The sequence below is a fragment of the Sediminicola sp. YIK13 genome, assembly GCF_001430825.1.
Taxonomy (GTDB): Bacteria; Bacteroidota; Bacteroidia; order Flavobacteriales; family Flavobacteriaceae; genus Sediminicola.
Window position 1 is genome coordinate 2772947 of sequence record NZ_CP010535.1, and the last position, 21215, is coordinate 2794161.

The 21215-nt window shown below is 41.5% G+C and carries 14 protein-coding genes and 1 tRNA gene; 5 read left to right on the forward strand and 10 right to left on the reverse strand.

The features are described 5' to 3' along the window. Window position 1: 1 nt before the first annotated feature. Window positions 2–2230 carry a SulP family inorganic anion transporter gene (locus SB49_RS12330; RefSeq protein WP_062057026.1) on the reverse strand — a complete coding sequence of 743 codons (2229 nt, stop codon included), beginning with the start codon at window positions 2228–2230 and terminating at the stop codon, window positions 2–4. Beyond that, window positions 2227–3090 carry a universal stress protein gene (locus SB49_RS12335; protein ID WP_062057028.1) on the reverse strand — a complete coding sequence of 288 codons (864 nt, stop codon included), beginning with the start codon at window positions 3088–3090 and terminating at the stop codon, window positions 2227–2229. The genes SB49_RS12330 and SB49_RS12335 overlap by 4 nt, the downstream gene beginning before the upstream one ends. A gap of 110 nt (window positions 3091–3200) precedes the next feature. On the opposite strand from SB49_RS12335, the gene SB49_RS12340 reads away from it, so the two are divergent. Further along, window positions 3201–5057, forward strand: coding sequence for a cation:proton antiporter (locus SB49_RS12340; RefSeq protein ID WP_062057029.1), 1857 nt, complete (start codon window positions 3201–3203; stop codon window positions 5055–5057). A gap of 49 nt (window positions 5058–5106) precedes the next feature. Here SB49_RS12340 and lepA read toward each other — a convergent pair whose 3' ends face one another. Further along, entirely contained in the window at window positions 5107–6903 is a 1797-nt protein-coding gene (gene lepA / locus SB49_RS12345) for a translation elongation factor 4 (protein ID WP_062057031.1), read from the reverse strand. Between the two features lie 196 nt (window positions 6904–7099). Between lepA and SB49_RS12355 the strand changes: the two genes are divergently transcribed. Further along, the gene (locus SB49_RS12355; protein ID WP_235537752.1) at window positions 7100–9514 is read left to right on the forward strand and encodes an outer membrane beta-barrel family protein; all 2415 of its coding nucleotides are present in this window, start codon (window positions 7100–7102) and stop codon (window positions 9512–9514) included. A gap of 54 nt (window positions 9515–9568) precedes the next feature. Continuing rightward, window positions 9569–10567 carry a tRNA dihydrouridine synthase DusB gene (dusB, locus tag SB49_RS12360; protein ID WP_062057037.1) on the forward strand — a complete coding sequence of 333 codons (999 nt, stop codon included), beginning with the start codon at window positions 9569–9571 and terminating at the stop codon, window positions 10565–10567. A 58-nt stretch (window positions 10568–10625) separates the two neighbouring features. On the opposite strand, the gene SB49_RS12365 is transcribed toward dusB, so the two are convergent. After that, window positions 10626–11834, reverse strand: coding sequence for an ABC transporter permease (locus SB49_RS12365; protein ID WP_062057039.1), 1209 nt, complete (start codon window positions 11832–11834; stop codon window positions 10626–10628). 2 nt (window positions 11835–11836) lie between these two features. Continuing rightward, window positions 11837–12229, reverse strand: coding sequence for a 30S ribosome-binding factor RbfA (rbfA, locus tag SB49_RS12370; protein ID WP_062057041.1), 393 nt, complete (start codon window positions 12227–12229; stop codon window positions 11837–11839). 71 nt (window positions 12230–12300) lie between these two features. Here rbfA and mce point away from each other — a divergent pair, with 71 nt between their 5' ends. Both mce and SB49_RS12380 read left to right on the forward strand, forming a co-directional pair. Further along, on the forward strand, window positions 12301–12705 hold the full coding sequence (gene mce, locus SB49_RS12375; RefSeq protein WP_062057043.1) for a methylmalonyl-CoA epimerase: 405 nt from the start codon (window positions 12301–12303) through the stop codon (window positions 12703–12705). Between the two features lie 77 nt (window positions 12706–12782). Continuing rightward, window positions 12783–12856: transfer RNA gene (locus tag SB49_RS12380), tRNA-Ile, on the forward strand. A 625-nt stretch (window positions 12857–13481) separates the two neighbouring features. Here the strand turns inward: SB49_RS12380 and SB49_RS12385 are convergent. The 5 genes from SB49_RS12385 to SB49_RS12405 all read right to left on the reverse strand — a co-directional run bounded on the left by SB49_RS12385 (window position 13482) and on the right by SB49_RS12405 (window position 20984). Next, window positions 13482–15260, reverse strand: a complete 1779-nt coding sequence (locus tag SB49_RS12385; protein ID WP_235537753.1) for a hypothetical protein — start codon at window positions 15258–15260, stop codon at window positions 13482–13484. A 478-nt stretch (window positions 15261–15738) separates the two neighbouring features. Then, window positions 15739–17199 carry a YiiX/YebB-like N1pC/P60 family cysteine hydrolase gene (locus tag SB49_RS12390; RefSeq protein ID WP_062057047.1) on the reverse strand — a complete coding sequence of 487 codons (1461 nt, stop codon included), beginning with the start codon at window positions 17197–17199 and terminating at the stop codon, window positions 15739–15741. A gap of 169 nt (window positions 17200–17368) precedes the next feature. Continuing rightward, entirely contained in the window at window positions 17369–18670 is a 1302-nt protein-coding gene (locus SB49_RS12395; RefSeq protein ID WP_082591116.1) for an APC family permease, read from the reverse strand. 302 nt (window positions 18671–18972) lie between these two features. Next, window positions 18973–20124 (reverse strand): methionine adenosyltransferase, encoded by a 1152-nt coding sequence (locus SB49_RS12400; RefSeq protein ID WP_062057049.1) that lies wholly within the window; start codon window positions 20122–20124, stop codon window positions 18973–18975. An 89-nt stretch (window positions 20125–20213) separates the two neighbouring features. Beyond that, window positions 20214–20984 (reverse strand): protein-L-isoaspartate(D-aspartate) O-methyltransferase, encoded by a 771-nt coding sequence (locus tag SB49_RS12405; protein WP_235537755.1) that lies wholly within the window; start codon window positions 20982–20984, stop codon window positions 20214–20216. Between the last annotated feature and the right edge of the window lie 231 nt (window positions 20985–21215).

Genomic DNA, 21215 nt, shown 5'->3' on the forward strand with positions numbered 1-21215 from the left:
ATTATACTATTTCTTCAATTGGCTGTAAGACTTGGTTCAATTGTTGCGCAAAATAGATCATGGCCTTAATTTCCTGCACACTTAGCAACCGCTCCTTTTTTTGGATCAATAAAGTAGTGCCATTGGACTCAACGTGGTAATAGGGGTTACTTTCGAAAAATAGGATGAGCTCATCTGTGAATAGGCGTTCCAATGCGGGAACGTCCTCCCCACTAAGATAGAAGCGTTTATTAAAGTCCGGATGGTTTTCTATAGCCGTATCTTCAAAACCTGCCAGGTGATAAACAAAATGTAACAGCCCTTCCCTGTCCAAAGAAAAAACAGGAATAGGTTCTCGTAAATGGACGTGCACAATAGTTGTTTTCACCACTTCCTTAGCAATAAACTCCCCCTCCGTAAACTCAACGTCAAATACATTAAATATGCCATTGGGATCTGACAAGTGGTTGTAGAGGTAATTAATTTTTCGGGTTTTGAAAAACACAAAATGATCCAGAAAATGGGTATTGGAGCTTTTGTTTGGGATATAGTTCCAATGGTATTCCTTCGCAGTGGCTTTTAGTTGGTTCTGGCGTTTTGTGAAATAACGCTCTATGGGCTTTAAAGTTCTGAAAGGGATGATTTTTCGAATGGCAAAAGGATGAATGGAATCTGCCTCATGTTTATCCAGACCTATAATTTCCAAGCTCCCCCCTTTCCCCGTAAATGTGTCGGCGTAGTTTTCAAGTCCTTCCATCACCGTGTGGTCCACAAAACTGCACATAGAAAAGTCCAAAATGACATCTTCGGATTCGGGAATCATATCCAGCTTAAACTTCAGTTTATAGAAATTGAGGAAGCTGCAAAAATATTTGACACTTACATAATAGTTTCCTCCGATTTGTTCTTTAAAAAGCAGCACATTTGGTTTAAATAGATGACTAAAAAACAATCCAAAGCTCTTATTAATCAAAATGTGGATCAAAATAGTGATCAGGATTCCTGCACTAATTCCAGTAATCAGATTCGTAAACAAAGTGGTGATCAAGGTGGTGAGAAAAATGATGATTTGCTCCTTTCCGATTTTGGCTATTTTTCGAAAGTTTTTTGGTGTGGCCAACTTATAGCCCGTGTACACCAAGATAGCGGCCAAGGCTGCCAATGGGATTTTACGCAGCTGTTCTTGAAAAAGGAGCACAAAGAGCACCAAGAACAAGCCGTGAAACAGATTTGAAGTCCTGTTGCTTGCTCTATTGTTTACATTTACGGAACTTCTTGCTATTACAGTGACCACATTCAACCCTCCTAAAAGTCCACTGGCGATAGTGGCCACCCCCAAGGCCTTTAAATCTTTATTGACATTGGACCTTCTGTTCTCCGGATCTAATTTATCCACCGCCTTAATACTCAATAAGGACTCGATGCTTGAAATTAAAGTAATGGCAAAAACAACGACCAAAAATTCTTGTTCAAGGACCAAGGAAAAATCTGGAAAGGCCAAATTGGAAAACACATTTTTAGGAATATCTACCAAAAATGAAGCTTCCATTGGATACGGGATATTCATAGGCACCAAAATATAGCTGAAGCCGACGGTAAGGATCAAGATCCACATGGGAGCAGGAATAAGTTGGAAGTATTGGTTTCTAATTTTTGAATAATAGATCATTATTAAAAGACTCAATACCCCTATACCTCCAGCTACATGTTCGGCGGTATTGTCAGAACTCAATAGGTTCATGATCCCATTGGGAATTTGGAGCAATAGCGATAAAATACTCCCATGCTCATTATTGTGACCAATCATGATATGGAATTGCTTGGCAAGTATCCCTAAACCTATGGCCGAAAGCATCCCCTCTATGGCAGAGGCGGGAAAGAAATCTGCCAACCTCCCCATTTTTAAAAACCCCAAAAGAAGCATTAAACCTCCAGAAAACACGATGGCCGCCAATGTAAATAGATATCCCTGGTAGAGGTCGCCGTCGGCGAGGGTAGTGATGGCCCCTAACAAAACAATGACCAAGCCGTTGCCCGGCCCTGTGATGGTCACATTGGAGCCTCCGAGAATTGAAACAACAATACCACCCACAACAGCGGCAATGATACCGGATATTGGAGGTGCGTCACTGGCTATCGCCAACCCCAGTCCTAGTGGCAGGGCGATAAGGGAAACTACAAACCCTGAAAAGATATTCTGAGGTAAGGAGTGGATAAAGTTTTTAGTCTGGGCGGTTTTTTTTGATGTCAAGGTTCGTTTCGTATAATCAATAAATCGGTTGGTAAATCTGATAAAATATATTCTATGTCATGTGGAAAAATACGGTCAAAAATGGTCGATTTTGATGGTGCGTTCATCACCAACAAGTCGGCGCGGACCACTTCGGCATAATGGCCAATGGAGTATCCCCTTTTTCCAAAAATACTTTGATTCTTAATATTTATGGACTGGGTGTGTATTTTTGGGAGGGCTCCCACGATTTTACGAACCCTGGATTCTTCCCTATTCTTTAAGCGTTCTTTAATTATTGAGGCCCTTTTAAGAGAACGGTGATCTTCAACGTCCACATGTATCTCTTTGTTCAAAATTTCTTCCACAATGGTAATTTGTTTTGCTCCTAGGGTATTGGCCACATAAAAGGCATTGGCTATGGTATTTGGTGTGTCAGGGGCATTTAGTCCGTTTACTACTAAATGGTTGCACGGCACGCGTACTTCGGAAGGCCTGATAAGCAAGAGAACGGAACAAGAGACCTGACGCGTTAATTTTCTGGCAATGGAGCCTACATAAAAACGGTACATATTTTCATGCTGTAACGCTCCCAGTACTAAAAGATCAATTTTGAATTCATCGCAGATTTTGCGAATTGTCTTGATTGGCTTTCCTTCTTTCCACTGTATGTCGATCGATAGGCCATTGGGTTCTATATCCTGTATAAGGGCATTGATTTTATTTTCGTTTTCCTTGGTTTTTTCACCTACATGGAGCAATATCAGTTTGGCATTAAAAAAATGCGCAATACGGATAGTCTCCAAGAGGTTTATTTTTAGTTTTGGTGAAAATGCAAACCCAAATAAAATTTTCTTAAAAGATTGGTGCCCAATGTTCATTAATTCCGTTTGGGCCCCAATATAGCAAATATTAAACTAGACGCTCTCCATGATTTGATAGAGCACACGTTTTTAAAATAAAAACATTAAATTTCCCAAAAAAAAATTGAATGGTTGAATTAGCAGGAATTATCATACTTGGAATTATAGCCCAATGGGTAGCGTGGCGATTAAAACTACCTGCTATTTTGCCTCTGATATTAATTGGTCTATTTGTTGGACCTGTATCCACACTTTTTACTGATCAGGGTGAAAAATGGATAGAACCTATTTGGAATGGTGAAAAAGGGCTGTTCCCCGGGGAAGGTCTTTATTATTTCGTTTCCTTGGCCATTAGTATTATTCTATTTGAAGGCGGACTCACATTGAAGCGATCTGAAATTGCAAATGTAGGTCCGGTGATCACCAAATTGATTACGCTGGGCTCAGTGGTGACGTTTTTTGGTGCAGGTGTCGCAGCCCATTTTGTATTTGGATTGACCTGGCAAGTTTCTTTCTTGATTTCAGGACTTATTATTGTTACAGGGCCTACAGTTATAACTCCAATCCTTAGAAATATCCCCCTAAAAAAAGATGTTTCCGCAGTTTTGAAGTGGGAAGGGATACTTATAGATCCTATCGGTGCATTAGTGGCGGTACTGGTATTTGAATTTATCAGCGTTGGAGAGGGCCAGGCCTATACCCAAACAGCATTGATCGAGTTTGGTAAAATTCTCCTTTTCGGAACAACCTTCGGATTTACCTTTGCCCATGCCCTGGCCTTTGCCATTAAAAAGAATCTAATCCCACACTACCTCCTCAATGTGGTATCGCTTTCGGTGGTCTTACTGGTCTTTGTAGAATCGGACATATTTGCACATGAATCCGGGCTATTGGCTGTAGTGGTGATGGGTCTGGTAATGGGTAACCTTAATCTTCCCAATATAAAGGAATTATTGTATTTCAAGGAATCCCTGAGCGTACTATTGATATCCATATTGTTCATATTGTTGGCAGCAAATATCAACATACAAGAATTGGAGCTGATTTTCAATTGGCAAATGGTCATTCTGTTGGCCATTATTGTTTTTGTGATACGACCCTTGGGTGTATTTCTCAGTACTGCGGGGTCCGACTTAAAATTTAAGGAAAAATTGTTCATCAGTTGGGTGGGTCCCAGGGGTATTGTAGCGGCGGGAATAGCCTCCCTTTTTGGATCCAAGTTATTGGCAAACGGCGAACCTGGGGCAGAATATATAACCCCTGTAGTGTTCACCGTGGTTTTGGGAACGGTGCTGTTAAATGCAACCACGGCCCGATTGTTCGCTAAGATGGTTGGGGTATTTCTGACGAAATCTGAAGGGATCTTGATCATTGGGGCATCAAAAGCCTCTAGGTTGATCGCAGGTTACCTGCAACAGAACAAACGACATGTTGTCCTGATAGACAACAACCAATCGAATATAGATAAGGCAAAAAAGATGGGATTGGAGGCTATGACAGCCAATATTTATTCCGATTCTTTGACCGATAATATTGAATTGAACGATATGGGCTATTTGATGGCACTAACAGGAAATCCGGATATCAACATGTTTGCCATTAACAAATTCAGGGATCAATTCGGGGAGAACGGCTCCTTCCGCTTGGTAACTGGAGATGAAATGAATGACCCGGAAAATAATCCAAAGGAAGGTCTTTTCTCCCATACGGATGATTTTATCAAATTGATGGAAGCTTCCAGGAAATATCCTTCCATCCATGAAATTGAACTTAAGGACAAGGAACACTACGAGGGATTGATAGAAATCACCAAATCGGATAAAAACATGGTACCCATATTTTTAAAGACGGCAGATGGGGAATTGAAAATTATACCGTCTTTCAGCAAGGAATTTGAAGATATTTCCGAAGGCTCTAAACTGGTTTATCTCGGTAAAGTATTGGAGGCGGACAAGGATATAACCGCTCCTGTTGAGAATAAGTAATTTCATTAAATAAGAATCCCCAAGAAATTTCTTGGGGATTCTTATTTACTTAGTCGTTAAGCTTTAATACGGCCATAAATGCTTGCTGGGGTATTTCTACGTTTCCAACGAGTCGCATGCGCTTCTTCCCTTTCTTTTGTTTTTCCAAAAGTTTACGCTTACGGGAAATATCCCCACCGTAACATTTTGCAGTTACATCTTTACGGAGCGCTTTAATGGTTTCACGGGAAATAATTTTTGCGCCAATAGCTGCCTGTATCGGGATGTCGAATTGTTGTCTCGGAATCAGCTCCTTTAATTTCTCACACATCTTTTTACCAATATTGGCCGCATTATCGGCGTGAATCAAAGAAGAAAGTGCATCTACAGGCTGTGCGTTCAATAGAATGTCCACACGTACCAATTTTGAAGTACGCATGCCAATAGGTGAATAATCAAAAGAGGCATACCCTTTAGAAACAGTTTTTAATCTATCATAGAAATCAAATACTATTTCTGCCAGCGGCATATCAAAAGATAATTCCACGCGTTCAGGCGTCAAATAGGTCTGATGAGTAATGACACCCCTTTTGTCGATACATAGGGACATCACATTGCCTACAAAATCGGCCTTGGTAATTATAGTAGCTTTTATGTATGGCTCCTCAACATGGTCCAAGGTAGACGGGTCCGGAAGGTCTGTGGGGTTGTTTACTATTACAGGGACCGTGGGCTCTTTGCGGGTGAAGGCATGGTAACTTACGTTGGGTACGGTGGTGATCACCGTCATATCAAACTCACGTTCCAAGCGTTCCTGAATAATCTCCATGTGGAGCATTCCCAAGAAGCCGCAACGAAATCCAAAACCTAAGGCGGCACTACTTTCTGGCAAGAACACCAAAGAAGCGTCGTTCAGTTGCAACTTCTCCATTGAAGATCTTAATTCTTCAAAGTCTTCTGTGTCCACCGGATAAATTCCAGCGAAAACCATTGGTTTTACATCTTCGAAGCCACCGATGGGGTTTTTTGTGGGATTTGCAAAATCAGTAATCGTATCACCTACCTTAACTTCTCTTGCGTCTTTAATCCCCGTAATCAGGTAGCCCACATCTCCGGCCTTGATCGCCTGTTTGGGATGTTGGGTAAGTTTTAACGTTCCCACCTCGTCGGCAAAATAGCTTTTGCCAGTGGCCACAAATTTTATTTTTTGTCCTTTTTTTATCTCTCCGTTGATGACCCTGAAATATGTTTCCACCCCTCTGAATGGATTGTAAACCGAATCAAACACCAAGGCCTGTAAGGGTTCGTCAACTACTCCCTTGGGGGCAGGGATGCGTTCTATGATGGCCGTAAGAATTTCTTGAATCCCCAATCCTGTTTTAGCACTGGCCGGAATAACATCTTCGGCCTTGCAGCCCAATAATTCAACGATATCATCTGTCACCTCTTCTGGGTTGGCGCTTGGGAGATCTACCTTGTTCAAAACAGGGATAATTTCCAGATCGTTCTCCAAAGCCAAATAAAGGTTAGATATGGTCTGTGCCTGTATGCTCTGAGCCGCATCAACAATAAGTAAGGCGCCTTCACACGCAGCGATGGACCTGGAGACCTCATAGGAGAAATCAACATGGCCCGGAGTGTCTATCAAATTTAGGACATATTGTTCCCCATTATGCATGTAGTCCATTTGAATGGCATGGCTCTTAATGGTTATTCCACGCTCTCTTTCCAGATCCATACTATCCAATAGCTGGTCTTGCTTTTCGCGATCGGTCACGGAGCCTGTAAATTCCAATAATCTATCTGCCAAGGTACTCTTGCCATGGTCTATATGCGCAATAATGCAGAAGTTTCTAATATTCTTCATAAATGATGTAAGTGAAATAGCTTAGTCAACACGTTTTAAGCAGATGCAAATATACTTTATTTGACCTGCATAAAATATCTGTTCCCAAGAAATTAGCACCAAAGGACCCGAATTGAGCCAATATTCGCTTGGATTACAAATTTTGTAGTAGGACACTACATAAATTTTCTTAAATTTGGTCACCAACCGAAAAAACTTGAAATTAAGCTTCTTAGTTCTGATCATGCCCCTGATCATGCCGTTATGCCTATCTGCCCAAACCTACGAGGTTACTGGGGCTGTAAAAGATAGAAATAATGAAGCTGTAGGTTACGCCAATGTCCTTTTGTTACAAGTATCTGATTCCACAGTAGTACAAGGAGCCTCCACCGATGATTCTGGGCGGTTTGTTATAACCAACGTGCAACCAAAAACCTATTTCATAAGAGCGAGTTATATCGGCTCAACCTCCAACTTAATAGCAGTAGATGTAAGGAAGAACACTTCCATTGGCTCCATTATCATTGAAGATAGTTCCATTGATCTTGAAGGAGTGGAAATTGTAGTAAGAAAACCTACGGTGGTCCGCAAATCAGATCGGTTGGTCTTTAACGTGGAAAATACGATTGCCTCCTTAGGCAATTCATGGGATGTGCTGAGGAAAACCCCTGGGGTGATCATGGTGAATGAGCAGCTGAAAATAAAAAACCAAACGCCAATAGTATATTTAAACAACAGGAAAGTTCAGCTCACCAATGCCGAGATTAAAAATTTATTGGAGGGAGTTTCAGGGGCAAACATCAAATCCGTTGAGGTGATCATGAACCCGCCAGCTAGCTATGATGCGGAGGGGGGACCTATTTTAAATATCATTACCAGTAAGAACATCACCCCAGGTTATAAAGGAAGTGTCAATGGGGATTTTATACAGGCTATTTTTCCAAAATATAATTTTGGTACCAGTCATTATTTCAAGACTGAGAAATTAAGTGTTTTTGCGAACTATTCCATAAGTCCCAGAAAGGAATACAAGGACAATAACGGGTATATAAACTTTATAGATGATAATGGGGTGTTTGCCAGGTGGCAGTCCACTTTTAATAGAACCACCAGATCTGCCGCCCAAAATGCAAATCTTATCCTGGATTATGCCATTGATGATAGGAATACGTTTAATATCACTTCCAATTTAGCGGTTTCCCCTAACAAGACTTTTGATAATATATCGGAGAACCTCATGCGGAATGCCCAGAATATGTTGGATTCCACGTTTATTTCAGCTAGTAAGCTAAACATTGACCAGGCCAATTTGGGGATAGACCTTAATTATGTACATACCTTTAAAAAAGAGGGGGCATCCTTAGCTTTGAATGCACATTACACTGATTATTATTTGGAACAAGATCAATTCGTGTCTTCCGATTATTTTGACAGCACCAATAATTTTACTAGGAATTTTAGTTTCTTGACCCAATCCAACCAAAATATTGAGATCTATACGGGACAGGCAGATTATTTAGACACCTTTGGTAAATTGTCCTTGGAGAGCGGCGCAAAATTTTCCAATATCAATTCAAGAAGTGGCCTTGATTATTTTAATGTGACGGGCAACACCCAAACCATGAATGTATCCTTGTCAGACATTTACGATTATGATGAGACGGTTTTTGCGGGCTATATCACTATGGTCCAGAATTGGGACAAATTCTCAATAAAAGCAGGATTGAGAGGAGAGCAAACCAATGTGGAAGGGAAGTCAATGAGCGTTGTTGAAACCAATGTGCAGGATTATTTTGAACTTTTCCCGTCTTTATATCTCCTTTATAACCAATCTGACAACCATTCATTTTCCTTTAATTATGGGCGCAAACTTAGCAGGCCCAAGTATCAGGACCTGAATCCGTTCCTTTACTTTCTAAACGAAAACGTTTTTAACCAAGGGAACCCCAATCTAAGACCCAACTTTAGTCATAATTTTAATTTTAACTACACCTACAAAGGGGAATATTTTCTGGACGTTTATTACAGGGATAATGGAAATTTTATAAGCACACTCAGTTTTCAGGACAACCAGAACCAGACCGTCAGGGAAGTACGGCAAAATGTACTAGAAAGTACCTCCTATGGATTCGATTTTACCTATATCAAATCCATCACCAACAATTGGTTCCTCATTGGCATTACCTCCTTATTTCATGAGGATGAAACCTTTTTGGCTATCGAAAGTGGAAATATCCCTGTGACCAATGAAGTGGAAGGGGTGTTTTTGTATTTAGGTAATAATTTGACGCTTTCCAAGGACGGAACCTTTACCGGGGAACTTGGTCTTAATTATATTTCTAAATTTCTCTTGGGATCCTATGTGATTTCGGAAACAACCAACCTCACCTTTGGGCTTCGTAAGACCCTTTGGAACAATAGGGCGACCATTTCCCTTTCCTCAGAGGATATTTTGGGCAAAGCCAATGGAACACTTACCTCTACCTATTTGAACCAGGACAATTCCTATTCGCCCAGGCCAGAAACTCAATTTATTCGTTTTGGGTTTGCCTATAATTTTGGAAATTTTCGGTTAAAGGACAGTAAAAGAACCATTGACAAAATAGAGCGGGATCGGTTGGAATCCAATTAAACTTCTTATGTAAGAGATATTTACTATTTTTGCATTCCAAAAACAGAAAAAGTTTTGCCAAAAATAGGAGATATTCAGCTGCCAGATTTTCCGTTGCTTTTAGCGCCAATGGAAGATGTTAGTGACCCGCCTTTCCGTGCCCTGTGCAAGGAACAAGGTGCAGATGTGGTGTATACAGAATTCATCTCATCGGAAGGTCTAATCCGTGATGCTGCAAAAAGTGTCATGAAATTGGATATTTACGAGAAGGAACGCCCTGTGGGCATTCAGATTTTTGGTGCTGAATTGGATTCCATGCTTCAATCCATAGATATCGTTGAAAAGTCCAATCCGGATATCATCGATATTAATTTTGGTTGTCCCGTGAAAAAGGTAGTGTCCAAAAATGCCGGAGCCGGTATTCTCAAGGACATTCCTTTAATGATAAAGCTTACGGAGGAAATGGTGAAACGCACCCACTTGCCCATTACCGTAAAGACAAGATTGGGGTGGGACAGTGATTCCATAAAAATAGTAGAAGTTGCCGAGCGCTTACAAGATGTGGGTATCAAGGCAATATCCATTCACGGCCGTACAAGAGTACAAATGTACAAGGGCAGTGCCGATTGGGGACCTATTGCAGCCGTAAAGAACAACCCTAGGATGCATATTCCCGTTTTTGGGAACGGCGATGTGGACTCCCCGGAAATGGCGATGAAAATGCGTGATGAATACGGGTTGGATGGCGCCATGATTGGACGCGCAAGTATAGGCTATCCGTGGTTCTTTAATGAAGTGAAGCATTATTTTAAGACAGGGACGCACAAGGCTCCCCCCACCATGGAAGAGCGGGTAGACGCGGCTCGCAGGCACCTGCAGATGGCCATTGACTGGAAAGGGGAAAAGCTTGGGGTATTTGAGACCAGAAGGCATTACACCAACTATTTTAAAGGTATTCCCAATTTTAAGGAATACAGAATGAAAATGGTGACCAGTGACCATGCAGTAGATGTTTTTGCCGCCTTTGATGAGGTAATGGAACTATTTGGAGACCACCAGTTCACAACTGTTTAAAAGATCAGGAAATCTCACTAAATTACGTTAGGGTCGGTTATACTGACTATTAATTCGATTAGCGAGCTATCAACTTTTTATTGATTCTACTACTGGCAATTTTAGAGGCGATGATGCCTAGGATGACGATGGTGGACAGTACGATTCCTACGTTGAGCAATTTATATTCCACTGGGTACGCCAAGGAAGGGGTTATTTTTAACCAACCAAAAACAAGTTGTGACCATACCAATAAGGAGGCCATTAGCACACCAATACAGCCGCCAACGCTTGTGACCAACACGCCCTGAACAAAATAGATGCGCCTCAATTCCTTAATGGTTGTCCCTAAACTGTATAAGGTTTTAGAATTTTGTTGCTTATCCAGGATCATCATAATTATTGCCCCCACTACATTGAAAAGGGCAATGATGAGCACCAGAGTAAAAATAAGATAGGTGGCCAAATTCTCGGTATTCAACATTTTATAGAGGGTGCTGTTGAGTTCCCTTCTATCCTTTAGGATAATGGCATTGGGAAATATTTTTTCTATCGCTTCCCGAGTTTGTAAAACATCCACGGTTTCATCGAGCCTGAAATTTATTCCAGAAACTTGGGTGCTGTCCTTTTCCAAAAGATTCTGCACCAGGGAAAGCTCTGAAAACACGTATTTTTTGTCCAGATTTTCCTCAATATAATAAATGCCGCTCACAACGAGCTCCAATTGGTTATAAGGCTTATTGCGAAGGGATTGTTGTGAGATAGAGCCCTTGCCTGGCTTTGGCGCCAATACGACCAAAGGGTTTCTATAATTGTTAGGGCTCAGTCCCAATAGATTGGCAATACCTATTCCTATGACCCCATGCTGCTGGTCTAATTCCCAGTTCCCAAAATAAATGGTACTATCCATGGAAGTGACATTTCCATAATTGTTGTCCACCCCTTTAATGTAGGCCACATGGCTTTTTTGACTGTGGGTAAGATAAACACGCTCCTCCAATTCTTTGGAATAAGAGGCTATTCCTGCAATGTTTTTCAGTTGGACTTCTTGATCGGTAGAAACGCTAAAAAATTTACCGGTAGCAGGTTGGGCCTTAAGGTCGGGATCTACGGTATTGCTAAAAGAAAGACTAAAAGTCTTAAGTCCCGCAAAGCCGGAAAGCACTATAAATAGTGCAGCAGAGCCGATGACGATGACCAAGAAGGTTATAAAGTTTATGATGTTTACCGCATTTTGGCTGCTTTTGGATCTAACATACCGCTGTGCGATGTAAAAGGAAAAATTCAATCTTAGGATTTTTTTCTTTTTTCCAATAGATCTGGATTGGAAATTGGGTTTTCCTCTCCCTTCAAGGATTTTTCAATATTGTCTATGTATTCCAAGGAATCGTCCAAGTAAAAGGAAAGTTCTGGAATCCTTCTCAATTGGTGCCTTGTACGTTGTGCCAATTCATGTCTTATCAAGGATTGGTTACTTTTCATTCCTTCCAACAATTCCTTAGCATCTTTGGTCGGGAATATGCTCACATATATTTTGGCCATGGACAGGTCTGTCGGGACGCTTACTTTTGATACTGAAATCAACGTTCCTCTCAACCCTCCATCAATCGCTGCGCGCTGTAGAATATCTACAATATCCTTTTGGATAACGCCTGCTATCTTTTTTTGTCGTTGTGTTTCCATGGGACAAAAATACACACAATATGTGTATTTTAGCGCTATACTTACCAGATACTGACATAAATTAGTGATAAATGAATAAAATTGAGCATTTGGGAATTGCCGTAAAGGATTTGAAAACCTCCAATATCCTGTTCGAGAAATTGTTGGGGGCCCCCCATTACAAGATAGAGGACGTGTTGTCTGAAGGGGTAAAAACTTCTTTTTTTAAGGTGGGCCCCAACAAAATAGAGTTGCTGGAGGCCACCAATGAGGATAGCCCTATTGCCAAGTTTTTAGAAAAGAAAGGTGAGGGGATTCACCATATAGCTTTTGAAGTAGATGATATTATTATGGAGATGGAAAGGCTTAAGGCGGAGGGATTTACAATACTCAATGAAGTGCCAAAAAAGGGGGCCGATAACAAACTGGTGGCCTTTGTACATCCCAAAACCTCCAACGGGGTATTGGTAGAGCTCTGTCAGGAAATAAGAGAATAATTTCCATTATGCGTTTAGGGTGCGATTTTGCTTGCAACGTATAAAAATAAATAGTAATATTGCATCCGCAATTTGCGGGTCCTATAGCTCAGTTGGTTAGAGCACCTGACTCATAATCAGGTGGTCCCTGGTTCGAGCCCAGGTGGGACCACATCAATCAGAAAACCCATACCATCAGGTGTGGGTTTTTTCATTTTCGGAAACAAAGCAGGGCTTACCCTGGCTTTTGTTCGGAAATGAAAGAAAAGATTCGCGCGTGCGAATTGAAGTTTTCTATTTGCAGGAGTGGTCTTTCTCTGGTCCATGAGCATGGCGAACTAACGCAGGTGGGACCACAGAAATTGAATCCAATCTAGTCTTCTAGGTTGGATTTTTTTGTTTCAAGGCCAGTGCTAAGACCGCCACAATAATCGTCCCAAAGAACAGGTTTTTCAAATAGGAATAGATTGTTTTCCTGTCATAGTGGTTTTAAAGGTTGCGGGTTTAAACTATTTCCTAAATAGCAATATGGAAACCTTTTTTGGGGAATGGAGAGTCTCACTGAAGGCTATTTAAATTGATTTAAATATGGAAACCATTTGTAGATTTGCCCCTTATGTTAGTCATTTTTTTAACAAAATGTGCGAATAAGCCTACCTAAAGGCTTCACAGTCATGGTTATTCAAAAGACCTGTTCCTCTTCCTTGACCCTTTTAAGAAAAAAACTACCCCAGCTTTTGGATTGCTGGAGTAGTTTACTTCCTATTAAAGCCGAGTGCATAGGTTCCAATGTCGTTCTAACGAACCTTGTTTTGGGATATCTTATAAATGACATTACTACCCCCCCCGGTCACATAGATATCACCAGAAGGCCCAACGGCTACCGCATCAAAAAAGAATGTCGCAGGAGCACCACCATCTATACCTCCTGTATCAAATTCAAGTCCTTCTGCAAGTGTGGTTTTGATTATGTTGCTTCGATCTGAAAAGTCGAATCGCAGGAGACTGGAAGTCCCTGTTTCTACTACCAGTAATCTTCCTTCGTGGTCGAGTGCCAAGCCTTCCGGTTTGGAAAGTCCTTCTGCTACTGTAAACTTGGTAGGCGGTTCGGTACTGAGATCAACCTCATAAATATTACCGGTATTATAATCCGCGGCCCAAAGCTTTACCCCGTCCGAAGCCAATCCGCTTGCCCCGAGTTCCACTACTGGGATTGCTTCGCCTTGTTTGACGATGCCACCAGCGAAGAAATCAGAGATATATATATCACCATTGACACGTACAGCATCAATGGGAGCGAGCTGTGGAATAATCGGCCCGTAGTTGATATTTTCGGGATCTTCCTCACCGGAAGGATCCCAGACTTGCACAGCCCCACTAAACCAGGACGAGACCACTATTTTGTCACCATCAGGCGAAAGATTCATCGGTAAAATAAGAGATTCCGGTCCTTCGGGAATCAAAAAGCCCTTGAACTGCTCCAATTGACGGCCGTTCGTTCCATTGAATTTTCGCAAATTAAAGAGATCGGCTTCATATAGGACCTCCTGGTTGTTTGCACCTTCCATAGCTACTAATCCCTGAGGCCGAATGATCCCGCCAGGGCTGAGGAACCGTGGTTGTCCATTGTCCAAGATCTCCGCAACCCAACCTTCGTCGTTATTGGTCATATACAGGCTGCCATCGTCGTCGAAGGTCATGTTGTCCAGGCCTGGGTCCAGTGTACTGATCAGAGTTTTATCATCCTCTTCATCCGGGTTTACCTTAAAAAATTTTCCGGCCTGATCTAGAACATACAACATCCCGTCCGGACCAAATTTGGCCGCGGCAGGGTTGAACAGGTCTGAAGGTCCAAACGGGTCGCCTGCCACAATTCGTATCCTTTCATCGGCTAATCCGGCTAATAAGGCGCCTAGAAAATCTGGAAATTCGGATCCCGTAGCAAAAGCGTCTATGTCAATCGCTATAACGGCATTTAAGGCAAACAGGGGACCGTATAACCAAAGTCGTCCGTTTTCCCAACGGGTATCAAAGGAATTGAAAAATCCAAGGCAGAAACCGCCGGGGCATAAAATGATAGGTCTGGGCTCAAGGGTTTCTGGGTTTAATTCATATATCCCGTCTCCCAAGAAGTCTAAGGCTACAAAAAGCCGAGGCTTGCTTTCCGGATCATTCGGGTTGGGTTCAGAGAAGCGGACCGGGTTAACGCCCGGTGCAACCTCTTGATACCCCTCAAGTGAGCCATCCGGAGTTATTTTACCCACGAATCCAGTTAATATATCCGTATAGTAAATGTACTCTCCATCCGGGCTGAAGACAAGATCATCGGGACTATTCACGAATTCTGATAACCGCCGAATAATCTTGCCGCTGTTCTTGTTCATTACGGTAATGTTCTGTCCTGAAACACTGGCGACATACAAATTACCATCAGGTCCTACATCTAAACCGTTGGCGCCATTTAAAGAAGCTCCCTCGACCAGGGTCTTTAAAACAGATTTGTTGGACTTCGCATTGGTCGCCTCCAGATTATCAGCCTCCAGATCCAGCTCAGGGCTGCAGGAAAAGATCATCACAACTAGTGCCAGTACGGCCAGATAAGAAATTTTTTTTAGATTACTTTGAATTTTTACTTTCATAATTTTGGATTTTAGGTTACATTCTTAAAGCGTTAAGACCCATTGAAAATGAGAAAAAACAAGTATTAAATAATTATGAAGGGAACTAAACTAAGCGAGTTAATTTTTAAGGTAGGGGATTAATCGGATCTTTACAGTAATACCGGGACGAACATTTTGTTATAATGTCCGAGAAGGAGTAAATATTTACCGGGGATTTAAATTATATCAAAATTTTCATTTTCAGAAAGAAAGTGGGGTCTACCCTGGATTTAGTTCAGAAATGAAAGAAAAGATTCGCGCGTGCGGATCGAAGTTTTACATTTGTAGGAGTTGACTTTCTCTGGTCCATGAGCATGGCGAACTAACGCAGGTGGGACCACAGAAATTCAATCCAACCTATTTAACTAGATTGGTTTTTTTTGTTTACTTCAACTTAATTCTTTAGACTCTCTTCCGCCATGTTCACCAGCTGCCAATATGGAGGCAAATAATGATTTTCAGCTTTGAAGGCATTAGCTTTTAATACGGTGGCGGATTTGCAACGTTTAAACCGGTCTACAAAATCATTGTTCTTTAATGCGGTCACAGCGCCCATTCCTTCGGGGATAGCGCCTTCTTTTCCTATGACATTGAGAAAAAATGAATATCCTTTAACAACTCTTGCGACAGGCAGCATCCACATATTGTAATCGAGTTTTGCGCCTTTATTGGCACGGTCCAACAAGGCATCCATAACCGCATTGTCCAAATGATCCTGAAAAAGAATTTCTTTATCCCTCCATTCAGCTACAACACTTAGCTTTGGATCGTATTCTAGATCAGATGGCATTTGGGTCACGAAATTTTCCACTCCAAACGTATGAAGCCAATCAAAAACTCCATTTGATGAGATGGTAGACTCGTTCTCCCATAAGTCAATTCCATATTTTTTGTAGGCATATGATCCTACTTCAGAGCAGAACATAGCGGAAGAATCGTAAAAGTCCATTTTAAAGTCATAGGGAATATGTCTTGTTTGGGATTCATTGAAAATATAGAGCGATGCCTCATGTGGGAGCATAGGATTGGCGGTTATCTGTGCCAAATCTGCCCTTGGCCTCATGACCATAAACCTAAGTTTCTTGTCTTTTAAATACTCCTCCAATGTGGCTATAGCCACACCTTTTTCTATATGGGCTTCCACCAAATAGGGATCGTTTGTCTGTTTATCTATATATATAATTGCCACGTGTGAAAAATTTCCCGGCAAATCATTTCCTCTAGAAATAAATGCCGAAACTTCTGCTCCGCCTCGGCTGACCAGTAAATCACCGCTATGTACTTTTATTCCCAATATAGTAGCAGATGGAGTGGCGGAAGGTTCGTCCGAAACAAACATAGTGGAGACAAACTGATCATCGCTGGACTGTAGTAAAATTTCCTCCACAGTAGCTCTCATGCCATAAAGTATCCGGTAGGTGAGATTACGGGCGCTGGCCTTGTCGTTATCCCAAAAACGGGAATCAGATTTTAACTTTTTCCGTACCTGGTTATAATAACGAATATGCCAATCCGTTTTGTTTTTCTGTGCGGCAATCAATGGAGCTATCTGGAAAAATCTGTCCTCTATAATTTCATAAAAACCATCATCTGGCAGTGATGTTTTCTTTTCGTTTACAAGTAGGATACTGTCTGCTTCCATGGACAATTTCAACACTATGGAATCCAGAGTTTTATCTGGCATATTTTTCGCTTCGAGAAAATTACGTTCCAATGTTTTCCAAAGCTTGTCCTGGTCCCACGTAAAAGGATTTTGTGATGCCTTTTCGGGAGTAATTTTATTTTGGGGCATGGGAATAAGAAGTAGAAAGTACACCCCAATAAGTAGCAGTAAAAAAGCAAAAAATTTCTTCATAGTGTTTTCTGTACTAAAGCAGTTCACTGCTGTCCATCTAGTAAATATAGGTTATTTGGAGACTAATGGTCCATGTGGGCCCTATTATGGGTGAACCTCGTAATAATCAACTGCAAATGTCACAAATAGGTATTGAAACTGAATTGTCTGCAATACCTGTCAAAGTAGGTTATCTTTTTTCTAATTTTCGACTATGGTAACCATCCAATTTAAATACCAAGAAGCCCAATACCAGATTCAAAAGGCCAAGACCGGTTTCCAGGGGTTGGGCAAAAACCAAATATAGGAGGACCCATAAGCTCAGAACCAGGAAAGTGATTTGTGGAATAGGGAAAAAAGGGCTTCTAAATCCACTTTTGGTCGTGTTCTTTCGCCTTACCGCGAAGACCCCGGCCACCGCTAAGGCAGCAAATAACTGAAGTACAAATCCGCTGTAGATCATTACCTGCTCAAATGTTCCTGTGAATAACAACACAAGGGTAATGGCAGTTTGTAGCCATATAGCGCGCAAAGGAACCTTGTTTTTTGTCTTTTTTGAAAACCACCTCCAAAGGCCATGATCCTCGGCCATAACCTGGGTTACCCTGGGACCAGCCCATACCATGGCGCTGATACTTGAAATGAGCATTAAGGCTATTCCATAACTGATGAGCGCCCCACCCTTTTCACCAAATAGGGAGATAGCGGTTATCTGCCCAATCTCCAATTGTCCCTGTATGGCTTCCAACGGATTTTGCCTCAAGAATACAAATGTCAATAACACATAAAGGACACTTACCAATACGGTTCCCAAGAGAAGGGCTCTGGGCAAATTTTTATGGACATCCTGGATTTCATCCACAATGTAGGCCGCGGCGTTCCAGCCGGAATAGGAAAAAGTGACATATACAAAGGATACTGCAAATGATGGTAGGATAATTTCTTCTTTCCAGCTATCATCCCATAGAAACGAGGAATGCACAGGAGTCTGTGTTAAACCAAAATAGAGGAACAACACAATCAGGAAGATTTTTAAAAGGGTCGTGGAATTTTGGATAGTGCTACTCCTTTTAATGCTGATGGAATGCATAAAACTGATGGTCAAAATTGTCAAGAAGGCCAAGGCCATATCAGGAATTCCAAGATAAGGCCCTATATATTCTCCCAAGGCCATTGCAGACAAGGCTATGGGAGCTGAGAATCCTACCGTAAGTGAGACCCATCCAGATAAATATCCAAGAAGGGGGTGAAACGCTTTTGAAAGGAAATGGTATTCCCCGCCCGAGCGCACCCAATGAGTTCCCAATTCTGCGTAGCTCAACGCCCCACACAGTGCCATCAAGGCCCCTAAGGTCCACAATACAAGGATAGACCAGGTATTTGTGGTGTCCACCAATTGAAACCCTAAACTTGTGAATATTCCCGCGCCTATCATATTGGCAACAACAATGGCTGTTGCGGTGGACAACCCTATGGAATTAGGCTTGTTCATAAGAATTGATAGAGTTCATTAAAATTAAAAATAAAACAAGAGGTGGCCGAACTAAGCTCGCTATCACAGGTCTTGTTCGTGATGGAAGAAACACTACAAAAGTGTTGGTCCAATTTTCAGGCTTTGGAAACTAACCGATTCTAAAAGGAATACCTATGACATTCATCAGGGATATCAACTTAATTTCCAAGGCTTTTAACTCAAAAGACCACCCAGCCCAAAAACGGATTTCATTTGCGGAAGTGCCCATTGTAAAAATTTATCACAGTCTGTCTTCATCTCAGTTTCTTATGAGGCCATAACTACGGGGATATGATTCGCTTCCAGTAATCGGAAAGATCATTGAGCATTTCTTTGGCCAAGTGTTCAATTTCCTTTTTTTCTGCCTTCCTATTTTTCAATTGAAAATGTAGGATTTGAGGATTATCTATGGATTTTCCAATTTGGGATACGATAAAGACTCTGGCATAATCCGCAAATTGGTTTTCAACAACGGCACGGCTCAAGTCCATTGCCAGGTAGTTGTAAATTTTACCGATATGGCTTACCGGGTTTTTGCCAGAGGTCGCCTCCAAACTCATAGGTTGGTAGGGAGTAATCAATCCGTTGATACGATTGCCCCTGCCCACCTGTCCGTCATCACCATGTTCGGCACTTGTGCCAGTCACCGTAAGGTATACGCTCTTACGATGGTAGTCGTCCGCTGTATTGATGTAAATAGTTGAACCGGATAGATGTAAACTTGAGGATACAAATACCCTTACCTGTTCTATTTTGGTGATGTAATCGTTCAAATCAGCAATGTATTTATCCACCATGGCCATGGCGATGGTAAAATAATTTGTAGAAAGATCTTTAACGCCCATTACTTTAATGTCTTCCCCTATAAAGGGAAATCTGTTTTTTGTACTTGGGGCATTCAATAATTGCTCAATACGTATAATTTGGTCTTCCAAAACGGTAGTGGGATAGTATCCTGCACCGAAAGAAGTATCATTGGCCAAGGGGATTTTACCTTTTCCGAAACGGCTGAATAGTTCAACCAAATCCGCACTTCCAGGACGTATTTTAGATATAATATCAATCCCTTTTGAAACATCAAGGTGGCGGATATTTTTTTGTATCCATTTTTTTGCGGTTTCAACGGCAATATCTTCAACAGGAATTTTTTTGTCCATGATTTGGGAAGTGGCCCTACCGGCAATAATCAGGGAAATAGGTTGAATTATTTCTCCACCTCCATAGGAAGGTTTAGATTGTCCCCCAATCAAAAGGGCCTTATCCACATTATAGTGCATTATCGCCCCAAACTCTTTGATATAATAGCGGCAGAGTTCCGTTGAAATTTGCTCGGTGATCTCATCGCATATGGTGTCTGGGTGACCAATTCCTTTTCGTTCGGCCATTTCAATGCTGTCATCTACAAGGTTCCCTATGATGATGTTATTGGTCATTTTAATTCTTCCAGGTATTTTATTTGCTCAATGCCCCACATTTATGATAGTGGGCATTTCTATTATTACGTTTCTAGAGATTGTCAGTCTCAATCCTGTTTTTTCTCTCTGGTAAATGGCACAAAGCGTACGGCCATCAGATTTTGGGTTGTGATTTTATTTTTCTTCTTTTTTGCCAATACCAATTGTCTGATCGCATTATAAGGACCTACAGGAATTATCATCCTCCCCCCATCTTTCAATTGATCTAATAAGGGCCGGGGAATTGAATCTGCTCCCGCAGTGACCATAATGGCGTTAAAGGGTGCTTTTGCCGGCCAGCCATGATACCCATCGCCCCATTTTACGGTAACATTTGTATAGCCCAACTCTTTTAATCGGTCTTTGGCGGTTTTCGCAAGGTCTTTTATAATTTCAATGGTATATACAGAGTCCACAATTTTGGCCAGTACTGCTGCCTGATATCCCGAACCTGTGCCAATTTCCAACACCCTGTCGCCTGATTTTAGCTGAAGGACTTCAGTCATAAAGGCAACGATATACGGCTGTGAAATGGTCTGGCCATTTCCAATAGGCAAGGGGCCGTCTATATATGCGTGCTCCTGCATGTTTTCAGGTACGAACAGATGTCTAGGAACATTCGTCATGGCATCAAGTGTTGCGAGATCTTTTATGCCCCTGGCTTGTAGTTGCGATTTTACCATTTGCTCCCTTTTGGTAGTATAGTCATCTTGGGCAAATCCGATCGACAAGGCCAAACATAGGATAGCTGAAACCAACTGTTTTGCCATTGTAACCATTTGCCCCAAGGTAGTCCTAACTTGCTCGCTGCGGTCCATCACCAAAGTATTCCAGATCATAACTTTTCTTGGCTTTACCATCAGTAACTTTTGATTTTATTATTGTGTTTTTCAACCTGAAATAGACACCTGGTATATTAAGAAGTTTATGCTTCCAGAACTATGATATGCATCATATTGACTCTTGTTTTGTCCATAGGACCCAACAGTGCCATTATTTTTACACTTCCTTGGTTTTCAGTAAAATTTGCTCTATTCCAAATTACTGAAAGTCCATACCATAGCTATTTC